Source organism: Isoptericola cucumis, from assembly GCF_014635665.1.
Lineage (GTDB): Bacteria > Actinomycetota > Actinomycetes > Actinomycetales > Cellulomonadaceae > Isoptericola > Isoptericola cucumis.
In genome coordinates this window covers 175,373-199,963 of the sequence record NZ_BMDG01000004.1, presented here as the reverse complement: position 1 = coordinate 199,963, position 24,591 = coordinate 175,373, and the positions used below count along the sequence as shown (strand labels likewise).

The 24,591-nt window shown below is 70.9% G+C and carries 20 protein-coding genes and 1 tRNA gene; 5 read left to right on the top strand and 16 right to left on the bottom strand.

All coding sequences use genetic code 11. The annotated features are described in order from the left end of the window. Nucleotides 1-3 precede the first annotated feature (3 nt). The 5 genes from IEW03_RS07170 to uvrA form a co-directional block, all read right to left on the bottom strand. Nucleotides 4-903, bottom strand: coding sequence for a carbohydrate ABC transporter permease (locus tag IEW03_RS07170; protein ID WP_188522968.1), 900 nt, complete (start codon nt 901-903; stop codon nt 4-6). Then, nucleotides 900-1,922, bottom strand: coding sequence for a carbohydrate ABC transporter permease (locus IEW03_RS07165; RefSeq protein WP_188522967.1), 1,023 nt, complete (start codon nt 1,920-1,922; stop codon nt 900-902). Before IEW03_RS07165 ends, IEW03_RS07170 begins: the two co-directional genes overlap by 4 nt. Continuing rightward, nucleotides 1,919-3,364, bottom strand: a complete 1,446-nt coding sequence (ngcE, locus tag IEW03_RS07160; protein WP_229737717.1) for an N-acetylglucosamine/diacetylchitobiose ABC transporter substrate-binding protein — start codon at nt 3,362-3,364, stop codon at nt 1,919-1,921. The genes IEW03_RS07165 and ngcE overlap by 4 nt, the downstream gene beginning before the upstream one ends. A 342-nt stretch (nt 3,365-3,706) precedes the next feature. Next, the gene (locus IEW03_RS07155; RefSeq protein ID WP_188522966.1) at nt 3,707-4,213 is read right to left on the bottom strand and encodes an OsmC family protein; all 507 of its coding nucleotides are present in this window, start codon (nt 4,211-4,213) and stop codon (nt 3,707-3,709) included. 17 nt (nt 4,214-4,230) lie between these two features. Next, nucleotides 4,231-7,200, bottom strand: a complete 2,970-nt coding sequence (uvrA, locus tag IEW03_RS07150) for an excinuclease ABC subunit UvrA (protein ID WP_188522965.1) — start codon at nt 7,198-7,200, stop codon at nt 4,231-4,233. 123 nt (nt 7,201-7,323) lie between these two features. On the opposite strand from uvrA, the gene IEW03_RS07145 reads away from it, so the two are divergent. Next, on the top strand, nt 7,324-7,620 hold the full coding sequence (locus tag IEW03_RS07145; RefSeq protein WP_188522964.1) for a YciI family protein: 297 nt from the start codon (nt 7,324-7,326) through the stop codon (nt 7,618-7,620). A 41-nt stretch (nt 7,621-7,661) separates the two neighbouring features. On the opposite strand, the gene IEW03_RS07140 is transcribed toward IEW03_RS07145, so the two are convergent. The 4 genes from IEW03_RS07140 to coaE all read right to left on the bottom strand — a co-directional run bounded on the left by IEW03_RS07140 (nt 7,662) and on the right by coaE (nt 12,798). After that, the gene (locus tag IEW03_RS07140; protein ID WP_188522963.1) at nt 7,662-8,693 is read right to left on the bottom strand and encodes a TerC family protein; all 1,032 of its coding nucleotides are present in this window, start codon (nt 8,691-8,693) and stop codon (nt 7,662-7,664) included. 11 nt (nt 8,694-8,704) lie between these two features. After that, complete coding sequence (locus tag IEW03_RS07135) at nt 8,705-9,715, bottom strand: TerC family protein (protein ID WP_188522962.1); 1,011 nt, start codon at nt 9,713-9,715, stop codon at nt 8,705-8,707. A 205-nt stretch (nt 9,716-9,920) separates the two neighbouring features. Further along, nucleotides 9,921-12,035 carry an excinuclease ABC subunit UvrB gene (uvrB, locus tag IEW03_RS07130; RefSeq protein WP_188522961.1) on the bottom strand — a complete coding sequence of 705 codons (2,115 nt, stop codon included), beginning with the start codon at nt 12,033-12,035 and terminating at the stop codon, nt 9,921-9,923. Nucleotides 12,036-12,162: 127 nt separating this feature from the next. Then, the gene (gene coaE / locus IEW03_RS07125; RefSeq protein ID WP_188522960.1) at nt 12,163-12,798 is read right to left on the bottom strand and encodes a dephospho-CoA kinase; all 636 of its coding nucleotides are present in this window, start codon (nt 12,796-12,798) and stop codon (nt 12,163-12,165) included. 81 nt (nt 12,799-12,879) lie between these two features. Here coaE and IEW03_RS07120 point away from each other — a divergent pair, with 81 nt between their 5' ends. Next, nucleotides 12,880-14,757 (top strand): ABC transporter ATP-binding protein, encoded by a 1,878-nt coding sequence (locus IEW03_RS07120; protein ID WP_188522959.1) that lies wholly within the window; start codon nt 12,880-12,882, stop codon nt 14,755-14,757. 228 nt (nt 14,758-14,985) lie between these two features. Here the strand turns inward: IEW03_RS07120 and rpsA are convergent, their stop codons facing one another. After that, nucleotides 14,986-16,488, bottom strand: coding sequence for a 30S ribosomal protein S1 (gene rpsA / locus IEW03_RS07115; RefSeq protein ID WP_188522958.1), 1,503 nt, complete (start codon nt 16,486-16,488; stop codon nt 14,986-14,988). Nucleotides 16,489-16,684: 196 nt separating this feature from the next. On the opposite strand from rpsA, the gene IEW03_RS07110 reads away from it, so the two are divergent. Continuing rightward, nucleotides 16,685-17,494 (top strand): class I SAM-dependent methyltransferase, encoded by an 810-nt coding sequence (locus IEW03_RS07110; RefSeq protein ID WP_229737714.1) that lies wholly within the window; start codon nt 16,685-16,687, stop codon nt 17,492-17,494. Nucleotides 17,495-17,509: 15 nt separating this feature from the next. On the opposite strand, the gene polA is transcribed toward IEW03_RS07110, so the two are convergent. After that, a complete protein-coding gene (polA, locus tag IEW03_RS07105; protein ID WP_268236080.1) occupies nt 17,510-20,257 on the bottom strand; it encodes a DNA polymerase I in 2,748 nt (915 codons plus the stop codon). Nucleotides 20,258-20,276: 19 nt separating this feature from the next. Between polA and IEW03_RS07100 the strand changes: the two genes are divergently transcribed. Continuing rightward, nucleotides 20,277-20,705: a hotdog fold thioesterase gene (locus tag IEW03_RS07100; protein WP_188522955.1), complete on the top strand. Its 429-nt coding sequence runs from the start codon at nt 20,277-20,279 to the stop codon at nt 20,703-20,705. Nucleotides 20,706-20,794: 89 nt separating this feature from the next. Here the strand turns inward: IEW03_RS07100 and IEW03_RS07095 are convergent, their stop codons facing one another. Together IEW03_RS07095 and IEW03_RS07090 are read right to left on the bottom strand one after the other, a co-directional pair. Beyond that, entirely contained in the window at nt 20,795-21,526 is a 732-nt protein-coding gene (locus IEW03_RS07095) for a GNAT family N-acetyltransferase (RefSeq protein ID WP_188522954.1), read from the bottom strand. A 210-nt stretch (nt 21,527-21,736) separates the two neighbouring features. After that, entirely contained in the window at nt 21,737-22,357 is a 621-nt protein-coding gene (locus tag IEW03_RS07090) for an ANTAR domain-containing response regulator (RefSeq protein WP_188523166.1), read from the bottom strand. Nucleotides 22,358-22,639: 282 nt separating this feature from the next. Here IEW03_RS07090 and IEW03_RS07085 point away from each other — a divergent pair. After that, a tRNA-Leu gene (locus tag IEW03_RS07085) sits at nt 22,640-22,713 on the top strand. A 115-nt stretch (nt 22,714-22,828) separates the two neighbouring features. On the opposite strand, the gene IEW03_RS07080 is transcribed toward IEW03_RS07085, so the two are convergent. From IEW03_RS07080 to IEW03_RS07070, 3 genes are read right to left on the bottom strand one after another with little or no spacing between them, the layout of a single operon-like run. Continuing rightward, nucleotides 22,829-23,233, bottom strand: a complete 405-nt coding sequence (locus tag IEW03_RS07080) for a DUF6093 family protein (RefSeq protein WP_188522953.1) — start codon at nt 23,231-23,233, stop codon at nt 22,829-22,831. Then, nucleotides 23,233-23,553, bottom strand: coding sequence for a hypothetical protein (locus IEW03_RS07075; protein WP_188522952.1), 321 nt, complete (start codon nt 23,551-23,553; stop codon nt 23,233-23,235). The genes IEW03_RS07080 and IEW03_RS07075 overlap by 1 nt, the downstream gene beginning before the upstream one ends. Next, the gene (locus IEW03_RS07070) at nt 23,553-24,434 is read right to left on the bottom strand and encodes a phage major capsid protein (RefSeq protein WP_188522951.1); all 882 of its coding nucleotides are present in this window, start codon (nt 24,432-24,434) and stop codon (nt 23,553-23,555) included. Before IEW03_RS07070 ends, IEW03_RS07075 begins: the two co-directional genes overlap by 1 nt. Nucleotides 24,435-24,591: the final 157 nt, after the last annotated feature.

Here is a 24,591-nt window from a genome sequence, read left to right as displayed (position 1 = left end):
CCGCTACTTCATGGTCCCCGCCGACACGGAGCCCTGCAGCTGGCGCTGGAACACCAGGTACGCGATGAGCACCGGGACGATCGTGATCACCACGGCCGCGAACATCGCCCCGAAGTCCACGGCGTAGCCGGCCGACGACACGAACGCCGCGAGCCGCTGGGAGAGCACCCAGTTGTCCGAGTTCGGGTTCAGCGCCACCGGCAGGAGGAACTGGTTCCACAGACCGAGGAAGTTGAAGATCGCCACCGACGCCATCCCCGGGCGCGCCATCGGCAGCATCACCTGGAAGAACGTGCGCCAGTGCCCGGCCCCGTCGATCGCCGCGGCCTCCGCGATGTCGCCCGGCAGCCCCCGGAAGAAGGCGTACAGGAAGAAGACCGTGAACGGCAGCGCGAACGAGACGTAGGTGATGATCAGCCCCGGCAACGTCCCCAGCATGCCGATGTTGTCCAGCACGAAGAACAGCGGCACGATCGCGAGGAACACGGGGAACGTCAGCCCCGCGAGCATCAGGTAGTAGATCGCGCGCCGGCCCGGGAACTCGAACCGTCCCAGCACGTAGGCGCACATCGCGCCGAACATCATGACCAGGACCAGCGACGTCCCGACCACGATGATCGTGTTGAAGAACGCCCGGCCGATCTCAGCGTCGGTCCACGCGCTGACGTAGTTGGTCCATCCCCACTCGGCCGGCAGGGAGAACGGCGACCCGAAGATCTCCTCGCTCGTCTTGAACGACCCGATGAACACCCAGATCATCGGGGCGATCACGAGGATGCACCAGATCACCAGCACCGTGTGGGAGACGCCGGCCACCGTCCGGTCGCCGCGCTGGTCCGACGCCCGCCGTGGCCTGACCTGCGGGGTCGCGGCCTCGGCCGCCGTGCTCGTCGCGGCGCTCATTGCTTCCCTCCCTCGTCCTTGCCCCCGGTGAGGCGGTTGACGCCGAACACCAGCGCGGCGAAGACCAGCGTCACGATCGCCATCGACACGCCCATGGCGCTCGCGTAGCCGAACTTGCCCTCCGTGAAGGCGGACCGGAACAGCTGCTGGGACATCACCAACGTGCTGTTGTCGGGACCGCCCTGCGGGTTGAGGCCCTGGACGTAGACGAACAGGTCGAGCGCGATGATCCCGACGTAGATGTACGCCGTCTGCACGTTGTCCCGGATGAGCGGGAGGGTGATCGACCACGACATCCGCATGCGCCCGGCACCGTCGATCCGTGCCGCCTCGTACGTCTCGGCGGGCACGCCCTTGATCGCGGCGATGAACAGGAGCATGTAGAAGCCCACGAAGCCCCACACGACCACGAACATCGTCACCGGCATCGCGGTGGCGACGTTGCCGAGCCAGGCGAACGACTGGAACCTCTCCAGGCCCAGGCCGGTGAGGATCCCGTTGACGAGGCCGTTGCTCGGGTCGAGGATCAGGCGCCACATGATGGCGACCGCGATCCCCGGGATGACGTACGGGAAGAGCGAGACCACGCGGTAGAAGCCCGACCCCCGCACCCCCCGGATCTGCCCCTTGCCCGACCCGCCCACGGTGATGAGGATCGCGAAGGTCAGGGCGATCGCGATGGTGATGAGCGGGATGAAGATCCCGAACATCACGCTGTTGCCGACGGCGTTGACGAACCTCGGGTCGGACAGGAGCGTGGCGAAGTTGTCGAGGCCGATGACGTTGAACTCCGCCGAGAACCCGGACCAGTCCGTGAGGGCGTAGAAGCACGCCTGGACGAACGGCCAGATCACGAAGATCAGGAACAGCGCCAGCGGGATGCCGAGGAAGACGACGAAGAAGCTGACGCTGTCGAAGGACGCCTTGCCGAACCGCCTCTTGCGGGGCCCGTCGCCGGGCCCCGCAAGAGCACCCTCCGAGGAGGGCAGTACCCGACCCGCCGGAGGAATGGCGGTCATGACACCTCGATCTTGTCGATGGTGTCGTCGTCGCGGATGCGGTCGGTGATCGCCTGCAGCTCGCTGGTCAGGTCGGCCACCGACTTCTTGCCGTCCAGGAACGAGTTCCAGATGGGCAGCTGCTCCGGGTTCATGCCGTACGTGTTGACGAAGTTGAACGTGAAGATGTCGCTGCCCGCGGCGCTCAGCATGTCGGTCTGCGAGACCAGCGCCGTCGACCCGAACCCGTCCGCGGGGACGATGTCCTTGACGATGGTCGGCGCGAGCTTCTCCTTCGAGAAGTTCGTCGCCGCGTCCTTGGAGAGCATGACGCGCAGCAGCTCCTTGCCGCCCGCCACGCTCTTCGCGTCGGACGGCACGATGAACGGCTCGCCGGCGGTCGAGTGCAGGGCGGTCGGCGCCATCGCCGCGCCCGACGTGACCGAGAAGCTCGGCACGCCCATCATCTCGAAGCCGTCCGCCGTCTGGTCCTTCATCTCGTTCTCGATCCAGGAGCCCGACGGGTAGAGCAGCGCCTCCTGCTTGTTGCTCCACTGCGCCTGCGCCGCGGTGAACTGCGTGCCGGAGCCGCCCGGCTTGAAGTACCCGAGGTCGACGATCTCCTTCATGATCTCGAAGGTCGCCTGGAGCGCCTCGTGCGACCAGCACTCCGGCTCGAGGTTCTCCAGCACGAGGCGGACCTCGTCGCCGCCCTCCTTGATCGCGGACTCGATCGCGAGGGTCTGGTAGTACGTCGCCGCCTCCGTGCCCCACAGGAAGAGGTACTTGTCCTGCTTCTTGGCCTCGGCGCCGAGCGCCTTGGCCTCCTCCCACGTGGTGGGGGCGGTCCACCCGTTCTTCTCGAACAGGCTCCCGGAGTACCACACGCCGTAGACCGTGAGGACGTAGTTGATGGCCGCGAACTTGTCGCCGTACGTCCCGGGGGCGAGCACGCCCTCGTAGAGGGTGTCGCGGATCGCGGTGCCCTCCATGTTGGGCGCGTCGATCACGTCCGTGAGGTCCTCGAGCTGGTCGAGGATCGTGTTGAACCCGATGGACTGGGCGCCCGAGTTGTCCACGAGGTCGGGCGGGTTGCCGCCGACGAACCGCGGCTGCAGCTCGGTGGCGATCTGCGTGGACGGGGAGACCTTGACCGAGGACCCGGCGTGCGCGGCCGCCAGTACCTCCCCGGCGAACTCGACGTAGTCGACCCCGTAGCCGCCGTCGAAGATCACGGCGTCGACGGTGGTGTTCTCCGCCATCCCGAACGGGTTCTTCGGGTCCGCGTTCCCGGTCGGGGCCGCGCTGGTCTCCTCCTCGCCCCCGCCGCCGCCGGTGGCGCACGCCGCGAGGGGAAGTCCGAGCGGCACGGCCGCCGCGGTGTACATCAGGCCGCGCAGCACGGTCCTGCGGTTGGGCTGGGATGCCAGCTGGCTGGGTTCGGACGTGAGCTTCTTGGTCATCGTCGTTGATGCCCTTCGTTTCAGGGAGCGCCGATCATCGCCCCCTCGGTCGAGCGCTCGGCACCCGAGCGCCTGGAGCCCTGCTAACGACCTCCTCGTCGTCTCGTGCAGTGACGGTCGTCCTGCGTCGTACCTCCGGCCAGGCAGGCTACGCCAGAACCGGACCAGGAGCGCCGCCGCTCCCGACGAGAGATCCCACCATGAAAAAATCCTCCCATCGATCCACAGGGATGGAAGGAAAGTATTCAGGACCGGGCACCACGTCAATGGGTGGCGCGATGCTGTGACCGGAATGGAACCTTGCGAGCCCCGTAGTCCGCCCGTGTGCCCCCCGAAGGGACGTCAGACGGCGGGGTCGGACAGACGCATCGGCGCCGGCTCGACGATGACGGGGAAGTTGACCGAGCGCGCGATGAAGCACAGCGCGTGCGCTCGACGGTGCAGCTCGTCGAGCGACTCGTCCGTCGCCGCGGCACCCGGGTCCGCCGTGACCCGCGGACGGAGGGTCACGTCCGTGAACTGCCCCTCGCCGCGCGTCTCGACCCGCATGGTGCCCGTGGTGTCGTCCGTGTACTCGCGCACCACCAGGCCGCGCTCGGCCGCGAGGTGCAGGAACCACAGCATGTGGCACTGCGCCAGGCTCGCGACGAAGAGCTCCTCCGGGCTGTACCGGGCGGGGTCGCCCCGGAACGCCGGGTCGGCGCTGCCCGGCAGCGGGAGCTTTCCCGGGAGCACCACCTGGTGCTCCCGGGGGTATGCCGTGTACGACGTCGTGCCGACCGGCGCGTCGTACACGGTCGCCGGGTCGGGCCACGAGACCGTCACGGAGTAGTTGTGGTGCGCACCCATGGCCACACGCTAGAGGGTCAGGCAGCGCTGCGCTTGCTGGACCGCTTCGCCTTCGCCTTCGCCTTCACGGCGCCGGCACCCGGCCCCGAGCCACCGGCCGCCGCGGTGCCTCGGCGCGCCGCGGGCGCCTCGACCACGACCGGCGGGTGCGCGGACAGGACGTCCGCGAGGAAGCGACCCGTGTGGCTCGCCTCGACCGCCGCCACGTCCTCGGGCGTCCCCTGCGCCACCACCGTGCCACCGCCGGAACCGCCCTCGGGGCCCATGTCGACGATCCAGTCGGCGCTCTTGATGACGTCGAGGTTGTGCTCGATCACCAGCACGGTGTTGCCCTTGTCGACGAGCGACTGCAGCACCCCCAGCAGGCGCCGGATGTCCTCGAAGTGCAGGCCCGTCGTGGGTTCGTCCAGCACGTAGATGGTGCGGCCGGTGGAGCGCTTCTGCAGCTCGCTCGCCAGCTTCACCCGCTGCGCCTCGCCGCCCGACAGCGTCGGCGCCGGCTGCCCCAGGCGCACGTAGCCGAGCCCGACGTCCACCAGCGTGGACAGGTAGCGCGAGATCGCCGGGAACGCGGCGAAGAACTCCGCGGCCTCCTCGATCGGCATGTCCAGGACGTCGGCCACGGTCTTGCCCTTGAAGTGCACCTCGAGGGTCTCGCGGTTGTACCGGGCGCCGTGGCAGACCTCGCACGGGACGTACACGTCCGGCAGGAAGTTCATCTCGATCTTGAGCGTCCCGTCGCCGGCGCAGGCCTCGCACCGCCCGCCCTTGACGTTGAAGGAGAAGCGGCCGGGACCGTAGCCCCGCACCTTCGCCTCCTCCGTCTCGGCGAAGATCTTGCGGATGCGGTCCCAGACCCCGGTGTACGTCGCGGGGTTGGACCGGGGCGTGCGCCCGATCGGCCCCTGGTCCACGTGCACGACCTTGTCCAGGTCCTGGGCGCCGGTGACCCGGGTGTGCCGTCCGGCGACCTGCCGGGCGCCGTTGAGCTCGTTCGCGAGGACCGTGTGCAGGATCGAGTTCACCAGGGTCGACTTGCCCGACCCGGACACCCCGGTCACCACCGTGAGCACCCCCAGCGGGAAGGACACGTCGATCCCCCGCAGGTTGTTCTCCCGCGCACCCACGACCGTGACCTGTCGGCCCGGGTCGGTGTCGCGGCGCGCGGCAGGCAGGGGGATCGACCGCCGGCCCGAGAGGTAGGCCCCCGTCATCGAACGCTCCGCGGTGAGCAGGCCCGCGTAGTCGCCCGAGTGCACGACCTGGCCGCCGTGCTCCCCCGCCCCCGGGCCGACGTCGACGATCCAGTCGGCGGCGCGGATCGTGTCCTCGTCGTGCTCCACGACGATCAGGGTGTTGCCGAGGTCGCGCAGGCGGGTGAGCGTGTCGATGAGCCGGCGGTTGTCGCGCTGGTGCAGCCCGATCGACGGTTCGTCGAGCACGTAGAGCACGCCCACGAGCCCCGACCCGATCTGGGTCGCGAGCCGGATCCGTTGCGCCTCGCCGCCGGAGAGGGTGCCCGCCGCGCGCTCGAGAGAGAGGTAGTGCAGCCCCACGTCGACGAGGAAGCCCAGGCGCGCGTGGATCTCCTTGAGGACCTCCGACGCGATCGCCTGCTCGCGCTGGCCGAGCTCGAGGCCGTCGAGGAACGACTTGGCCTCGTCGATCGGCAGCCGGCACACGTCCCAGATGGACCTGCCGCCCACCGTGACGGCCAGCACCTCGGGCTTGAGGCGCGCGCCCGAGCACACCGGGCACGGGACCTCGCGCATGTAGGCCTCGTACTTCTCCTTCGACCAGTCGGACTCGGTCTCGCGGTGCCGCCGCTCGAGGAACGTCACGGCGCCCTCGAACCCGGTGGAGTACTGGCGCTCGCGACCCCAGCGGTTGCGGTAGCGCACGTGCACCTGGTGGTTGCGCCCGTGCAGGATGGCGTCGCGGGCACGCTTGGGCAGCGCGCGCCACGGCACGTCCATCGAGAAGCTCATCTCCTCCGCGAGCGCGTTGAGCACGCGCTCGAAGTACTCGGAGGACGTCTGCGCCCACGGCACCACCGCGCCGTCGCGCAGCGACTTCTCCTCGTCCGGGACCACGAGGTCGGGGTCGACCTCGAGGCGGAATCCGATGCCGGTGCACTCCGGGCAGGCGCCGTAGGGCGCGTTGAAGGAGAACGTCCGCGGCTCGATCTCGTCCAGCGTCAGCGGGTGGTCGTTGGGGCACGCCCGCTTCTCGGAGAACTTCCGCACGCGGTCCAGGTCGTCCGTGTCGGCGTCGACCAGCTCCACGAGCACGAGCCCGCCGGCGAGCGACAGCGCCGTCTCGACGGAGTCCGTGAGGCGGCGCTGCACCCCCTCGCGCGAGACGAGACGGTCGACGACCACCTCGATGTCGTGCTTGAGCTTCTTCTCGAGCGCGGGCGGGTCGGTCAGCTGCACGACCTCGCCGTCCACGCGGGCGCGCGCGAAGCCCTGGGACTGCAGCTCGTTGAACAGGTCCACGTACTCGCCCTTGCGGCCGCGCACGACCGGGGCGAGCACCTGGTAGCGGGTGCCCTCGGGCAGCTCGAGGAGCTTGTCGACGATCTGCTGCGGGGTCTGCGAGCGCACCGGCTCCCCGCACACCGGGCAGTGCTGCGTGCCGGCGCGCGCGAAGAGCAGGCGGAGATAGTCGTAGACCTCCGTGATGGTGCCGACGGTCGAGCGCGGGTTGCGGTTCGTCGACTTCTGGTCGATCGACACCGCGGGCGACAGCCCCTCGATGAAGTCGACGTCGGGCTTGTCCATCTGGCCGAGGAACTGGCGCGCGTACGCCGAGAGGGACTCGACGTAGCGCCGCTGCCCCTCCGCGAAGATGGTGTCGAACGCGAGGGACGACTTGCCGGAGCCGGACAGGCCGGTGAAGACGATGAGCCGGTCGCGCGGAAGGTCGAGCTCCACGTTGCGCAGGTTGTGCTCGCGGGCGCCGGAGATGACGAGGCGGTTGCTCACCGGAGCATCCTACGACCGTCCACCGACATTCGTACAGACGTTCGAGGTGTGAGGTCGGACTCCCCGGACCGCGGTGCGGACGGCCGCACGCCGGGCGCCCTGCGGCCTGGTTGGATGCCGTCCATGGCAGTCTTCGCGATCACCTACGTCTACGTCTCCGACGACGAGCGCCTCGCCGAGGTGCGGCCCGAGCACCGGGAGTTCCTGCGCGGCCTGCACGCCGACGGCATGCTGCACGCGTCGGGCCCGCTCCCGCCGACACCCGCGGGCGAGCCCGGCGGCGCCCTCCTGGTCCTCGAGGCGGACGACGCGACGGATGCGCTGCGCCTGCTGGCGGACGACCCGATGCACCGCGCCCGCCTCGTCGCGGAGCGGTCCGCGCGCGAGTGGGTGCCGGTGATCGGCGGCTTCGCGCACTGACCCGCCGTGGTCCGTCCGGGCCACCGGACGGACCACGGCGTTCAGGGCCGGCTGGTGGGGGCCGTGTCCCGGTCCTGCCCCTCGCCGGCCTGCTCGACCACGGCGCTGCGGCCCGTCTTGAGCAGGCTGGCGACCGTCGCGATCGCGATCGAGCCGAGGATCACGGCCAGGGACAACCAGATCGGGATCTCGGGTGCCCAGGCCACGTGCTCGCCACCGTTGATGAACGGCAGCGTGTTCGTGTGCAGCGCCTCCAGGATCAGCTTCACGCCGATGAACCCGAGGATCACCGCGAGGGCGATCGGCAGGTACACCAGGCGCTCGAGCAGCCCGCCCAGCAGGAAGTAGAGCTGGCGCAGCCCCATGAGCGCGAACAGGTTCGCCGTGAAGACGATGAACGGGTCCTTCGTCAGCCCGAAGATCGCCGGGATCGAGTCGAGCGCGAACAGCAGGTCGGTCGTGCCGATCGCCACGAACACGACGACCATCGGCGTGAAGAGCTTCTTCCCGTCGATCTCCGTGCGCAGCTTGGCGCCGTCGTAGTCCTTGCTCACCGGCAGCACGCGTCGCAGCAGCCGGATCGCGACGTTCTCCTTGTACTCGTCCTCGTCGTCGTCCCCGGCCACGAGCTTGACCGCCGTGTAGATGAGGAACGCGCCGAAGAGGTAGAAGACCCACACGAACTGCTCGAGGATCGCCGCACCGGCCAGGATGAATCCCGCCCGCAGCACCAGCGCGATGATGATGCCGACCATGAGCACCCGCTGCTGGTGCTGCCGCGGGACCGCGAACTTCGACATGATGATGACGAAGACGAACAGGTTGTCGATGCTCAGCGAGTACTCGGTGAGCCATCCCGCGAAGAACTCGCCCGCTGGCGTGACCCCGCCGACCCCCAGCACGATCAGGCCGAACACGATCGCCAGGCCCACGTAGAAGGCGACCCAGATGCCGCTCTCCTTCATGCTCGGCACGTGCGGCCGCCGTCCGACGATCACCAGGTCCGCGGTGAGCAGCACGATCAGCGAGACCAGCGACACCGCCTCGAACCAGTACGGGAGCTCGTGGATCATCCATCAGCCTCTCAGGAGTCGGAGTGCGGCGTGCCGGCGTCGATCCTCGCACGGCGGTCACGCCGGTCGCGCATCAGGGACGCGACGGTCGTGATCGCGAGCGCCACCACGATGAAGGACAGCGAGAGCGTGGTGGAGATCTCGGGGATCGCGTCCACGTGCTCGCCCCCGTTGATGAAGGGCAGCTCGTTGGTGTGCAGCGCGTGGATGAGCAGCTTGACGCCGATGAAGCCGAGGATGGCCGCGAGCCCGTAGTTGAGGTACACGAGGCGGTCGAGCAGCCCGTCGACCAGGAAGTACAGCTGACGCAGGCCCAGCAGCGAGAAGGCGTTGGCCGCGAACACCAGGTATGTCTCCTGGGTCAGCCCGAAGATCGCCGGGATCGAGTCGACGGCGAAGAGCAGGTCGGCGCTGCCGATCGCGACCATGACGATGAGCATCGGCGTGATGAACCGCTTGCCGTCGATCTTCGTGATCATCTTGTCCCCGACGTACGAGTCGGTCGTGGGGAACAGGCGGCGCGTCAGGCGCAGCACGCCGTTCTCGTTCCACTCCTCGTCGTGGCCCGTGCCCGAACGGGCCTGCGCGATCGCGGTCCAGATCAGGAACGCGCCGAAGATGTAGAAGACCCACGCGAAGTTCGCGATGATCGCGGCCCCGGCGACGATGAAGACCGTGCGCAGCACGAGCGCGATCGTGATGCCGATGAGGAGCACCCGCTGCTGGTACTCCCGTGGCACGCGGAAGCTCGTCATGATGAGCACGAAGACGAAGAGGTTGTCGACCGAGAGGCTCTTCTCGGTGATGTAGCCCGCGAAGTACTCCCCGCCGTACGTGCCGCCCCACACCAGCCACACGATCACGCCGAAGACCACGGCCACCGCCACGTAGGCGCCCGACCAGATCGCGGACTCGCGCAGCGTGGGGGTGTGCGGGGTGCGGACGTGGCCGACGTAGTCCACGGCGAGCATCGCCAGGATGACCCCGACGGTGACGATCCAGACCCACAGGGGCACGTTCATAGAAGACTCCTCCGGTACGTAGCACGGTGCACCGAAGGTCTTCTCCACCCGTCCGTGTACGGCGCGGGCGAGTGAGGCCGGACCGGCGTCCACGCCGGTCGGGATGACGACCTCACCGCTTGCGGAGTACTCCCCCTCAACGTCGAGCAAGCATACGGCACGTCCGCCTCCGCTCCGCGCCGGGTGTCCGTGTCGCGGACGCCGGTCAGGCGGTGGCCGCCTGCATCTGGCGCAGCTCCTTCTTGAGGCCGCCGATCTCGTCGCGCAGGCGCGCCGCCACCTCGAACTGCAGCTCGCCGGCCGCGGCGTGCATCTGGTCGCTGAGCTCTTGGATGAGCTCGGCGAGCTCGCCCGCGGCGACGCCGGCCAGCCGGTTGCCCGTCGCGGCGCCTTCCTTCGGCCCGCCCGGAACGGGCGCCCGGCCCTTGCCCTGCGCCGAGGCCGGCGCCTTGCGGTAGCCGCCCGCCAGGAGCTCGGCGGTGTCGATGTCCTCCCGTGCCAGCATGTCCGTGACGTCCGCGATCTTCTTGCGCAGCGGCTGCGGGTCGATCCCGCGCTCGGTGTTGTACGCGACCTGCTTCTCGCGCCGCCGGTTCGTCTCCTCGATCGCGAACCGCATCGCGGGCGTCTCCTTGTCCGCGTACATGTGCACCTGACCGGTGACGTTGCGCGCCGCACGGCCGATGGTCTGGATGAGGGACCGCTCCGAGCGCAGGAACCCCTCCTTGTCCGCGTCGAGGATCGCCACCAGGGAGACCTCGGGCAGGTCGAGCCCCTCACGCAGGAGGTTGATCCCGACCAGGACGTCGTACTCCCCCATCCGCAGCTCGCGCAGCAGCTCCACGCGGCGCAGCGTGTCCACCTCGGAGTGCAGGTACCGCACGCGGACGTCCTTCTCGAGGAAGTAGTCCGTGAGGTCCTCGGCCATCTTCTTGGTGAGCGTCGTGACCAGCACGCGCTCGTCCCGGGCGACCCGGTCCCGGATCTCGTGGAGCAGGTCGTCGATCTGACCGGTCGTCGGCTTGACCACGACCTCCGGGTCCACCAGCCCGGTGGGCCGGATCACCTGCTCGACCACGCCGTCCGACATCGACAGCTCGTAGTCCCCCGGCGTGGCGGAGAGGTACACCGTCTGCCCGATGCGCTCGGTGAACTCCTCCCAGCGCAGCGGCCGGTTGTCCATCGCGCTCGGCAGCCGGAAGCCGTGCTCCACCAGGGAGCGCTTGCGGGACATGTCGCCCTCGAACATCGCCCCGATCTGCGGCACGGTCTGGTGCGACTCGTCGATGACGAGCAGGAAGTCCTCGGGGAAGTAGTCGAGCAGGGTGTTCGGCGGGGTGCCCTGGTCGCGCCCGTCGATGTGGCGCGAGTAGTTCTCGATGCCGCTGCACGTGCCGATCTGGCGCATCATCTCGATGTCGTACGTGGTGCGCATGCGCAGCCGCTGCGCCTCGAGGAGCTTGTTCTGCTTCTCCAGCTCGTCCAGCCGCTCGGCGAGCTCCGCCTCGATCCCCTGGATCGCCCGCTCCATCCGCTCCGGGCCCGCGACGTAGTGGGTGGCCGGGAAGAGGTACACGCTCTTCTCGTCGCGCACCACCTCGCCCGTCAGCGGGTGCAGCGTCTGGATCGACTCGATCTCGTCCCCGAACATCTCGATCCGGACGGCGAGCTCCTCGTAGACCGGGATGATCTCCACTGTGTCGCCCCGCACCCGGAAGGTGCCGCGCGTGAACGCCATGTCGTTGCGGGTGTACTGCATCTGCACGAACCGCCGCAGCATGTCGTCACGGTCGACGACGTCGCCCACGTCGAGACGGACCATCCGGTCCACGTACTCCTGCGGGGTCCCGAGGCCGTAGATGCAGGAGACCGACGCGACCACGATCACGTCGCGCCGCGTGAGCAGCGACGACGTCGCGGAGTGCCGCAGCCGTTCGACCTCGTCGTTGATCGACGAGTCCTTCTCGATGTAGGTGTCCGTCTGCGCGATGTACGCCTCGGGCTGGTAGTAGTCGTAGTACGACACGAAGTACTCGACCGCGTTGTTCGGCAGCAGCTCGCGGAACTCGGTCGCCAGCTGCGCGGCCAGGGTCTTGTTCGGCGCCATGACGAGCGTCGGGCGCTGCAGCTTCTCGACGAGCCACGCGGTCGTCGCGCTCTTGCCGGTGCCGGTGGCGCCGAGCAGCACGACGTCCTTCTCCCCCGCCTGGACGCGCGCGGTCAGGTCGGCGATGGCGGTCGGCTGGTCCCCCGAGGGCTCGAAGTCGGAGACCACCTCGAAGGGCGCCACCGCACGCTGCAGGTCGGTCACGGGTCGCATGTCACCACCGTACGGCGCGCCTCCGACACGCACGCGTCGCGCGCCCGCCGCACCGCGCCCACCGCACCGCGCCCGCCGCACCGCGCCCGCCGCGCCGTGCCCGCCGCCCACGGGCAGCCGCGCAGGGTCAGGCGCCCGCACCCTCCGCGTCCGCCTCCTCGGCGACCTCGCGCTCGAGGCGCTGCCACAGCTCGTCCACCTGGACCCGCAGGTCGTCCTCGGTCCCGGTGCCGTCGAGGGTGACGTCGGCCGCGGCGAGGCGTTCCTCGTCGGCCGCCTGCGCGGCGACGCGCGCCCGGGCGGCGGCCTCGTCCATCCCGCGGCCGGCGACGAGGCGCCCGACCCGCTGGTCCGCGGGCGCGTGCACGACCACGAGCAGGTGGAAGTGGTCCGCCTGCCCGGTCTCGACGAGCAAGGGGATGTCGTGCACGACGACGGTCCGTGCCTCGGCCGCCGCCGCGAGCGCCTCCCGCTCCGCGGCGAGGCGCCGGATCTCCGGGTGCAGGATGCCCTCGAGCCGGGCCCGGGCGTCGTCGTCGTCGAAGACCCGCCGCCCGAGGGCGGGCCGGTCGAGCGAGCCGTCGGGCGCGAGCACGCCGTCGCCGAAGGCGGCGACGACCTCCTCCAGGCCGACCGTGCCCGGCTCGACCACCTCGCGCGCGAGCACGTCGTGGTCGATGACGTCGGCACCGAGCTCGGCGAGACGGCGCGCGGCGACGGACTTGCCGGCGGCGATACCGCCCGTGAGACCGATGCGAAGCATGAGGTCATCCTGCCCCGGGCGTAGGCTTCCCGCCATGAGCACGTCCCGTGGGCGCGTCCCGCGGGGGGACCAGGAGGTGGAATGGCCGGCGGCCCCGCGATGCGTTCGTTCCTCCACGACTCGTCCGTGCGGGAGCACCGGTTCGCACGACGCACGCTGCGCCGGATCCTCGGCTTCGCCCGGCCCTACACGCGCCTGCTCGTGGCCTTCGTCGCCCTGCTGGTGCTCAGCGCGGCGGCCGGAGCCGTCACCCCGCTCCTCTTCCGGCGCCTCATCGACGACGGCATCGCGACCGGCGACGGGCCGCTCGTCCTCGCCCTTGCCGGCGCGGCCGCCGGGATCGCGCTCGTCACCGCGGCGCTGTCCGTCGGCGAGCGGTGGTTGTCGGCGCGGGTCGGCGAGGGCCTGATCCTCGACCTGCGCACCGCCGTCTTCGACCACGTCCAGCGCATGCCGCTCGCGTTCTTCGCCCGGGCTCGCACCGGCGCCCTCGTGCAACGGCTCAACGGGGACGTCCTCGGCGCCCAGCAGGCGTTCACCTCGACCCTGCAGACGGTCGTGTCGAACGGGCTCACCATCGCCTTCACCCTGGCGGCCATGTTCGTGATGTCGTGGCAGCTGACGCTGCTGTCGCTGCTCCTGGTGCCGGCCTTCGTCCTGCCCGCGCGGTGGTTCGGCAGGCGGCTCGCCGCGCTGGCCCGCACCGGGTACGAGCTCAACGCGGACGCGGGCCAGATGATGAACGAGCGGTTCAACGTCGCGGGCGCGCACCTCGTCAAGGTCTTCGGCGACCCGCAGCGCGAGTCCGTCCGCTACGCCGAGCAGGTGCGCCAGCTGCGCGACCTCGGCGTGCGCACGGCCCTGCTGGGCACATGGTTCCGGGTCGGGCTGACCACGCTCGCGTCCGTCGCGATCGCGCTGGTGTACGGGCTCGGGGGGCTGCAGGCGATCGCCGGCGAGCTCACGGTCGGCACGGTCGTCGCCCTGACCGCGTACCTCGGCCGCCTCTACGGGCCGCTGTCGGCGATGTCGAACGTCCAGGTCGACGTGATGACCGCCCTGGTGAGCTTCGAGCGCGTGCTGGAGGTCCTCGACCTCGAGCCCACCGTCGCCGAGAAGCCGGGTGCCGCCGACCTGCGGGCCGCCGTGGCCGACCGGGGGCCGTCCGTCGAGCTCGACCGGGTCACGTTCCGCTACCCCGGCGCCCAGGAGGTCTCGCTCGCGTCCCTGGAATCCGTCGCCACGCTGCGCGCCGACCCGGTCTCCGATACCCTGCACGACGTGTCGTTCGTCGTGCCCGCCGGCGCCATGGTCGCCCTCGTGGGGCCTTCGGGCGCGGGCAAGACGACCGTGTCCCAGCTCGTCTCGCGGATGTACGACCCGACGCAGGGCGCCGTGCGGATCGCGGGCGAGGACCTGCGGGAGGTCACGGCGGCGTCGTTGCGCGCCACTGTTGGGGTCGTCTCGCAGGAGGCGCACCTCTTCCACGACACGATCGCCGCCAACCTCCGCTTCGCGCGTGCGGACGCGACCGACGACCAGCTCGAGCAGGCGCTGAGGCAGGCGCGCATCTGGGACCTCGTCACGGCCCTGCCCGACGGCCTCGACACCGTCGTCGGTGATCGCGGGTACCGCCTCTCCGGCGGGGAGCGGCAGCGGCTCGCCATCGCCCGGCTGCTCCTCAAGGCGCCCGACGTCGTCGTGCTGGACGAGGCGACCGCACACCTGGACTCCGAGTCGGAGGCGGCGGTGCAGACCGCGCTCGACCAGGCGCTCGCCGGGCGGACCTCGCTGGTCATCGCGCACCGCCTGTCGACGGTGCGCGCCGCGGACGCGATCGTGGTCCTGGAGGACGGACGCGTCGTGGAGCACGGCACGCATCCCGAGCTCCTCGCGGCGGGCGGTCTGTACGCCGAGCTCTACGCGACACAGTTCGCCGACGCACCGCGCGCCCCCTGACGGCCCGCCCGGACGCCTTCAAGGCCCGTCCTGGCGCCCGTCCTGGCGCCCGTCCTGACGCCCGTCCTGACGCCCGTGACGCCCGGGGCCGACGCCTTCGCCCCGAGACCCACGTCCGGATCCACCGTCTCGACGACGCCGCCCCCCGCGCACGACGACGGCCCGCCACCCCACGCGGGGTGACGGGCCGTCGATGCTCGGCCGGCCGCTCCTGGCGGCCGGACCGGCTCAGTTGCCGGTGAGCTTCTCGCGCAGGGCCGCGAGGGCCTCGTCGGACGCGAGCGTGCCCGCGGCCTCCTGCTGCGCCGGAGCCGACGAGTAGGACGACGAGGTCGACGCCGGGGTGGAGGAGCTGCTGCTGCCGCCACCGCTCGGGACGGCGTCGCTCACCGCGGCGTCCGCGTCGGCCGTGATGGCCGCACGGACCTGCTCGCGGTGGGCCTCCCAGCGAGCGTGCGCCTTGGCGTAGTCCGCCTCCCACGCCTCCCGCTGCGTCTCGAAGCCCTCGAGCCACTCGTTGGTCTCGGGGTCGAAGCCCTCCGGGTACTTGTACTCGCCGTTCTCGTCGTACTCCGCGGCCATGCCGTACAGGGCGGGGTCGAAGTCGTCGGACTCCGGGTCGACGCCCTCGTTGGCCTGCTTGAGCGACAGCGAGATGCGGCGACGCTCGAGGTCGATGTCGATGACCTTGACGAAGACCTCGGCACCGACGCTGACGACCTGCTCGGGCAGCTCGACGTGGCGCACGGCCAGCTCCGAGATGTGCACGAGGCCCTCGATGCCGTCCTCCACGCGGACGAACGCACCGAACGGCACCAGCTTGGTGACCTTGCCGGGCACGACCTGGCCGATGGCGTGCGTGCGGGCGAAGGCCTGCCACGGGTCCTCCTGCGTCGCCTTCAGCGACAGGGAGACGCGCTCGCGGTCGAAGTCGACGTCGAGCACCTCGACCGTGACCTCCTGGCCGACCTCGACGACCTCGGACGGGTGGTCGATGTGCTTCCAGGACAGCTCGGAGACGTGCACGAGGCCGTCCACGCCGCCCAGGTCGACGAACGCACCGAAGTTGACGATCGAGGAGACGACACCGGGGCGCACCTGGCCCTTCTGCAGCGTCTGCAGGAAGGTCGAGCGGACCTCGGACTGCGTCTGCTCGAGCCAGGCACGGCGCGACAGGACCACGTTGTTGCGGTTCTTGTCGAGCTCGATGATCTTGGCCTCGATCTCCTTGCCGACGTACGGCGCGAGGTCGCGGACGCGACGCATCTCCACGAGCGAGGCGGGCAGGAAGCCGCGCAGCCCGATGTCGAGGATGAGGCCACCCTTGACGACCTCGATGACGGTGCCGGTGACGACGCCGTCCTCCTCCTTGATCTTCTCGATCGTGCCCCAGGCGCGCTCGTACTGGGCGCGCTTCTTGGACAGGATCAGACGCCCCTCCTTGTCCTCCTTCTGGAGGACGAGCGCCTCGACGGCGTCGCCGACGGCGACGACCTCGCCCGGGTCCACGTCGTGCTTGATCGAGAGCTCGCGGGACGGGATGACGCCCTCGGTCTTGTAACCGATGTCGAGGAGGACCTCGTCGCGGTCGACCTTGACGATCGTGCCTTCGACGATGTCACCATCGTTGAAGTACTTGATGGTGGCGTCGACGGCGGCAAGGAAGTCCTCCTCGGTGCCGATGTCGTTGACGGCAACCTGCGGGGCGGACTTCGTGGTGGAGATGGTCATTGAGTGGATGCTCCGATGCGGACAGGGCGTAGTGCGAACAGGGTCGTGGTGCCGGGGTGCGGCGGTGGCCTGAGGTCACACCGGGCGCACGGCACCGCCCGCTATCTTATCGATGCTCTACCCGCCGGTCAACGCGCACGAACCGACCCGGGTCGACCCCGACGCCGGGCCCGACCCACCGTGCCAGGATGACACGGTGAGCGCACCGCTTCCCCCTTCCCACGCCGGCTACTTCGAGGTGCCGGACGACGAGGGCGGGACCGCGGCGCGCGGCTGGTGGGACGCCAATGCCGCCGAGTACCTCGACGAGCACCGGGCGTTCCTCGGCGACGCGGGCTTCCGCTGGGGCCCCGAGGGCCTGACCGAGGACGAGGCCGGTCTGCTGGGTGACGTCGCCGGGGCGCGGGTCCTCGAGGTCGGGGCGGGCGCCGCCCACTGCTCCCGGTGGCTGGCCGCACGTGGTGCGACGGTCGTCGCGACCGACGTCTCGGCGGGGATGCTCGGCCGGGCCGCCGTGCTCGACGCCGCCGCCGGGACGCGCGTGCCCGCCGTGCAGGCCGACGCCCGGTCCCTGCCCTTCGCCGACGGCGGCTTCGACGTCGTCTTCACCTCGTTCGGCGCGATCCCGTTCGTCCCGGACGCCGAGCGTGTCCACGCCGAGGCGGCCCGCGTCCTGCGGCCGGGCGGCCGGTGGGTCTTCTCGGTGACGCACCCGCTGCGCTGGGCGTTCCCCGACGACCCGACCTTCCTCGGCATGACGGCGAACCGCCCGTACTTCGACCGCAGGCCGTACGTCGAGACCGACGACCAGGGGCACGTCGCCTATGCGGAGTACCACCGCACCCTCGGCGACCACGTCCGTGACGTCGTCGCCGCCGGCCTGCGGGTGCGCGACGTCGTCGAGCCCGAGTGGCCGGAGTGGAACGACCAGGTCTGGGGCGGCTGGGGACCGGAGCGGGGCGCCTACCTGCCGGGCACCGCGGTGTTCGTCACCACGAAGGACTGACCGGCCCGGGCAGCCTCAGTGCCCCGCGTCGTGCCACGTCGCGCCGGCCCCCACCGAGACGTCGAGCGGGACGTCGAGCTCGACCGCGGCGCCCATCTGGGTACGCAGGACGTCCTCGGCAGCCTCCCGCTCCCCCGGCGACACCTCGACGACAAGCTCGTCGTGCACTTGCAGCAGGAGCCGCGAGGCGAGCCCGCGGGAGTCGAGCTCCCGCTGCACGCCGAGCATCGCCACCTTGATGATGTCGGCGGCGCTCCCCTGGATCGGGGCGTTCAGGGCCATCCGCTCGGCCATCTGGCGCCGCTGGCGGTTGTCGCTCGTGAGGTCGGGGAGGTACCGCCGGCGCCCGAGGATCGTGGCCGTGTACCCGGTCGCCCGCGCCTCCTCGACCACGCCGGTGAGGTAGTCCCGGACGCCCCCGAACCGCGTGAAGTAGTCGTCCATGAGCGACTGCGCCTCGCTCGTGGGGATGGTCAGCTGCTGCGACAGGCCGAACGCGCTGAGCCCGTACGCCAGGCCGTAGGACATCGCCTTGATCTTGGACCGCATCTCGGGCGTGACCTCGGACGGCGCCACGTCGAACACCCGGGACCCCACGTAGCGGTGCAGGTCCTCCCCCGACCGGAACGCGTCGATGAGCCCCTCGTCGCCCGACAGGTGCGCCATGATCCGCATCTCGATCTGGCTGTAGTCGGCGGTGAGCAGCGTCTCGTACCCCTCGCCCACGCGGAAGGCGCGGCGGATGCGGCGGCCCTCCTCGGTGCGGATGGGGATGTTCTGCAGGTTGGGGTCGGTCGAGCTCAGCCGGCCCGTCGCCGCGATCGTCTGCTGGAACGTCGTGTGGATGCGCCCGTCGGGCGCGACCGACTTGAGCAGGCCCTCCACGGTCGAGCGGAGCCGGGTCACGTCCCGGTGCGCCAGCAGGTGCTCGAGGAACGGGTGGCCGGTCTTCACGTACAGGTCCTGCAACGACGCGGCGTCCGTCGTGTAGCCCGTCTTGATCTTCTTGGTCTTGGGCATCGCCAGCTGGTCGAACAGCACCTCCTGGAGCTGCTTGGGGCTGCCCAGGTTCACCTGCCGGCCGATGACGTCGTAGGCCTCCGCGGCCGCGTCGGCGACCGCCGACGCGAACTGGCGCTCCAGCTCGGTGAGGTACTCGACGTCGGCGGCGATCCCCGTCGCCTCCATCCGCCCGAGCACGCCCGTCAGGGGCAGCTCCAGGTCCGTGAGCAGGCCGTCGGCGCCGCGGTCGGCGAGCTGGCCCGTCAGGGCCGTCGCGAGGTCGGCCACCGCCACCGCGCGCACCGCGGCCTGCCGCGACCGCGGGTCCTCGTGCGGGTCGTCGTCGTCCGCCATGGCCAGGTCGAGCGCACCCTGCGCACCCTCCGGCTCGCCCACGGTGAGCTCACGGCCCAGGTGGCGCACCACGAGGTCCGCGAGGTCGTAGCCCCGCTGGTCCGGGTAGCACAGGTACGCCGCGAGCTCCGTGTCGAACGACACGCCCGCCAGCTCGAGGTCGCGCCCGGCGAGCATGTGCCACGCCGACTTCGCCCCGTGCACCACCTTCGGCGCGCCCGGGTCGGCCAGCCAGGCGGCGAGGGCCCGCTCGTCGTCCGGGGCCGCGTCCGCGAGGTCGACGACGACGGCGGTCCCGGCTCCGGTCGCGCCGTTCCCGGCGGGGGCCGCCAGGGCGACCTCCCACGCGTCCGACGCCCCGGGCGTGGCGGTGCCCGTGACGTCGAGCCCCAGCCGGGTGCCGGCCCGCGCGGCCAGCCACGCGGCCAGCTCCCCCGGCTCCAGGGCGACGAGGTCGACCTCGACCCCACCCTTCGCCGTCTCGACGGCCGCCTCCGCCGACGGGTCGACCGCGAGCAGCCGGTCGCGGAGCGCCCCGAACTGGAGCGTGTCGGACACGCGGTGCACGGCCTCCCGGTCGAACCCGGCGAGCGCGAGTTCCTCGACCGTCAGCGGCAGCTCGACGTCGCGCAGGAGCGCGTTCAGCACCCGGTTCAGCCGTACCTGGTCGACCGACTCCCGCAGGTTCTGCGCCGCCTTGCCCTTGAGCTCGTCGACGTGCTCCAGCAGGCCGTCCAGGCCGTCGTAGGCCGTCACCCACTTCGCCGCGGTCTTGGGCCCGACCCCGGCGACGCCCGGCAGGTTGTCGCTCGTCTCGCCGACCAGCGCGGCCAGGTCCGGGTAGCGCTCGGGCGGGATCCCGTACTTCTCCTCGACGGCGCCGGGCGTCATGCGCACCAGGTCGGACACGCCGCGCTTCGGGTACAGCAGCGTCACGTCGTCGGTGACCAGCTGGAGCGCGTCACGGTCGCCGGAGCAGATCAGCACCTCCATGCCCGCCTCGGTGCCCCGCTGCGTGAGCGTCGCGAGGATGTCGTCGGCCTCGATTCCCTCGCGCTGCAGCGACGGGATGCGCAGCGCCTCGAGCACCTCCTTGATCAGCGGGACCTGACCGCGGAAGACCTCGGGGGTCGCGTCGCGGTTGCCCTTGTACTCGGCGAACTGCTCGGTGCGGAACGTCACACGCCCCGCGTCGAAGGCGACCGCGACGTGCGTCGGCTGCTCGTCGCGCAGGAGGTTCGTCAGCATCGAGGTGAAGCCGTAGACGGCGTTGGTCACCTGGCCGCTCGAGGTCACCAGCGTGTCCGGCAGCGCGAAGAACGCGCGGTACGCCATCGAGTGTCCGTCGATCAGCAGGAGCCGGGGGCGGGTCGTGTGTCCGGGGCCGGTTCGCGCAGAGGTCGTCACGGGTGCCAACCTAGCGTGCGTGACCGACACACCAGCGCAGGAGTTCCCCGCCACGACCGAGCAGTGGCGGGCCGCCGCACGCGGCAGCCTCATCGAGCGGCTCGGCATCGAGATCGTCGACGTGAGCGCCGAGCGGACGACCGGCAGCATGCCGGTGGCCGGCAACACGCAGCCCGCGGGCCTGCTGCACGGCGGGGCGTCCGTCACGCTCGCGGAGACCCTCGGGTCGATCGCCGCACAGCAGCACGCCGGGCCGGCCCGCGCGGCCGTGGGCCTCGAGGTCAACGCCACCCACCACCGGGGCGTGCGCGACGGCCGGGTGCACGGCGAGGCGGTCGCGCTGCACCTCGGGCGCACGACCGCGGCCTACGAGATCGTGGTGACCGACGACGACGGGCGCCGCGTGTGCACGGCGCGGCTCACCTGCATGATCCTCGGCACGGCGTGAACCACGCGACCTGACGTGCAGCAGACCCCGCGCTCCGTCAGGAGCGCGGGGTCAGCACGCGCGAAGGGACAGCGCCGACGACGTGCGCGTCAGGACCCGAGGGACTCGCCGCGACCCACCGGGTCGAGCACCGCGCCGTCGCGGGTCCCGGCGTGGGGGGCCGACGCCGCCTCGAGCATCGCCTCGCGCTGAGCCTGGAAGTCCCGCAGATCGACAGGGCCGGTCGGGAGCCCGGCGTCCCGGGCCCGGCGGCGGCGGGCGACGAGGTCCTCGATCGCGGCCCGCGTGGCCTCGCGACGGCTCAACCGGGTGCCCCGCGGAGACTGCGGCCCCTCCTGCGCGAGGCGGCGCTGCAGCGCCGCCGTCGGCACGACGCGGTGCCCGGACGCCGGCGCGAACCCGAGCCGGGCGAAGAAGCGCTGCATGCCGCGTGCGCCCGGGGCGGGGGCGCAGTACACGTGCTCCGCACCCTTCTCGGCGGCGAGCGACGAGGCCGAGGCGAGGAGCGCATGGCCGACGCCGCGCCGGCGCGCCTCGGGGGTCACGTAGAGCGCGTCGACGTAGGCGCTGGACGTGGGGGCGAACAGCAGCGGCTCGATCATGCGCACGACGAGGAACCCGCAGGCCTCGCCCTCGTGCGCCGCCACCAGCACGTTGCCTCCGGCGGCGAGGAGCACGCTCAGGTGCTCCACGAGCCGGCCGGGCTCGGCCTGAGCCGCCTGCACGCTCGTGGGCGACTCCTCGACCGCCTCGGCGGCGAGGCTCGCGACCGCGGCCAGGTCGTCCGCTTCAACTGCCCTGATCTCGACGGCTGCCCGCATCAGCACCTCCTCGACGACGAACCTCCACCGGCACGGGACGGCACGACCGCCACCCTGCCCGTCGCACCTCCGGGCGGGTCACCCGGGTGCGCCCGTGGAGCGCGAATATCACGAAATGGTCACGGCCCCCAGGTGACGATAGCCGCCTGGCACCGGCCGCACAACGGACGGCGGCCCGCCCCGGTCCGGGGCGGGCCGCCGTCAGAGCGCTCAGGCGCCGCCGACCTGCTCGATCACGGCATCGGCGACCTCACGCATGGTCAGTCGCCGGTCCATGGACGTCTTCTGGATCCAGCGGAACGACTCGGGCTCGCTGAGCCCCATCTTCGTCATCAGCAGGCCCTTCGCCCGGTCGACCCGCTTGCGGGTCTCGAACCGCTCGGCGAGGTCGGCGACCTCCGACTCGAGCGCGCCGATCTGCTGGTACCGGGAGATCGCGATCTCCACGGCCGGGAGCAGGTCCGCCGGGGTGAAGGGCTTGACGACGTACGCCATGGCGCCCGCGTCGCGGGCGCGCTCGACGAGCTCGGTCTGCGAGAACGCGGTGAGCAGGACGACCGGCGCGGCGTGCGCCTTGCCGATCCGCTCGGCCGCCGAGATGCCGTCGAGCTCGGGCATCTTGACGTCCATGACCACCACGTCGGGCTTCAGGTCGGTGGCCAGCTGCACGGCGGTCTCGCCGTCACCGGCCTCGCCGACGACGTCGAACCCCGCCTCACGGAGCGTCTCGACGACGTCCATGCGGATGAGCGCCTCGTCCTCGGCGACGACGGCGCGGCGCGCCGGTCGCTCGGCCGACACCTTCTGAGCCTCGGGCTCCTGGTCGATCATGGGCGGCAGGTCGAGCGGCACCGTCGCCTCGGGCTTCGCGTCGTTGGGCTTCTCGGTCACGTGTCACATCCTAGACGTCACGCGGGCGGGCCGCGTGCGCTCGAGGTGTGAGTCATGCGACGCGACCGTGCACCGCGCGTGACGCCCGGTCGCGGACAGCACCCGCCGCGCTCCTTCGACGGCGGTCGGAGCGGCCGCCGCGCACCGTGCGACGCCGGCCGACCGCCGGCTCGGACGGGTTGGGTACCTGACCTGGGCGTGTGGTTCGATGGGCCTCGCACCGCCCCGGTAGCCCAACCGGCAGAGGCAATCGGCTCAAACCCGATCCAGTGCGGGTTCGAATCCCGCCCGGGGCACTCACTTGACCAGCGACGATGCAGAGTCGTGGAACCTACATGGAACTAAGGCCCCGGCCCCCTCGTGAGGGACCGGGGCCTAGCCGTGCGGGACGTCAGCCCGCTACGGACTTGGTCAGGCACCGAAGCCGTTGGTGTCCTCCACGCCGAGCCGGTATGCGGTCGCGGCGCTCTTGTGGAGCAGCGACCGAACCGTGAACTGCCGTCCGACGAGGTTGGCATCGAGCGCGGACGCGGTGACCGTCACGACGTCGTTGATCGCCGGAGTGAAGTCCCCGACCGGGATGTGCACGGCGTACCGCTGCACGACGACGGTTCCCCCGCCGACTTCCACTTCACGCTCGACGGCCTCGTTCGTCTGCACCCGTCCCGGACCGCTGTAGACGGTCGTGAGGATCGGGTCGAACGTCTCGGGGTCGAGTGCACCGGTGTTGCGGCCCAGGGTGACGGTGGTCCCCGTGGCCTTCATGTACCGGAGCGCGACGGCGCGGCCGTTGCGGATCATGCCGGCGGCGTCCATCAGGCGACCCGTCGGCGGTAGAGGTGGAGGATCGCCAGCTCGGGGAGCGTGAAGCCGTGGAGCGTCGCCGGGTTCTCCGCGTAGTCGTCGAGCTGGCGACGGGTGACCTGCTCCGGGTTGGCGGTCAGCCGTGCCGTAGCGGACACGACGACGGCCTCGAGGTCGGCGTTCGGCTCGTTGTCCGTGAAGCCGTTGCCGCGCACGTAGGCCCGTACGAACGCGGTGACGATGGGCAGGTGCTGCCCGGCAAGGGTGACGAGGCCACTGTCGTCACCCTTGCCGAGGTATGCGGCCACCTGCTCTGAGGTGGGAGCGGCCATCAGGCGGCCGTGACGCCCTCGAGCGTGACGACGGCCTCGCCGTTGAGCGGCTTGGCGTCGTAGCGGGCCACGACGCGGATGGCCTGCTGGTCGTAGTCCCCGAACGTCTGGTCGAGGATCTTGACCGAGGGGGCCATGTCGCGCGCGACGGCCACCTGAGACGGGTCCCAGAGCGCGATGACGGACTCGTTCGTGCCGGTGCCCAGGTTCTTGGGCACGCGGCTCGTGACGGTCACCGGGTGGCCCAGGAGCGTGTACCCGCCCGCAGCGGTCACGTCCGGCTGCACCAGGTACGCACCGGTGCCGGACGCCTTGAGCTTGCGGATGGCGACGAAGTCGCGGGGGTTCATCATCCAGCGCAGACCGGCCGGGTCGACGTCCGCGCCCAGGGCCAGGCCCTCAGCGTCGTGCAGGTCGTCGATGCTGACCGCGCCAACGCCGGTGATCTTCTGACGGTCGGCGTAGTTGATCAGACCGAGCGGCTTGGTGCCGTTGGTCGTGGTGCCCGCGATGAACTCCTTGTCGAGCGCCGTGGCGACGTCGCGCACGAGGCGGTCACGCAGGGCCGCGTCCAGGCTCACGACGGACTGGCGGGCCAGCTCGTTGGAGAAGCGCGTGAGGGTCTTGACCGAGAGCATCGTGTCCGGCAGGAGCACGACCTCGTCGAAGTCCGGGTTCACCTCAGCGATCTGAGCGTTCTGACCGGCCCAGCCCGGCGAGGTCTCGCCGCCCAGCTTGGGGATGCGGACGCTCGAGCCGTTGGTGTCGAAGACGCGCGGGCCAGAAGCGAGGAAGACGGACGCGGCCTCGAGGGGCTGCACGAGGATGCTCTGAACCTGCTCGGCGGTGAGCTCGGCGGCGGTGGTGGTGGAAATAGCCATGATGTCTCCAAGACGTGAGAAGGGATTCACGCTTGGACGCCAGGCCCACATAGCGAAGGGGTCGGGCACCAGGCCCGACCCCTTCACTATACCCCAGGAGGGTATTACTCGCTCGTGCTGTTCAGCGTGTCATTGAGGGCATCGACCGCGTCGAGAA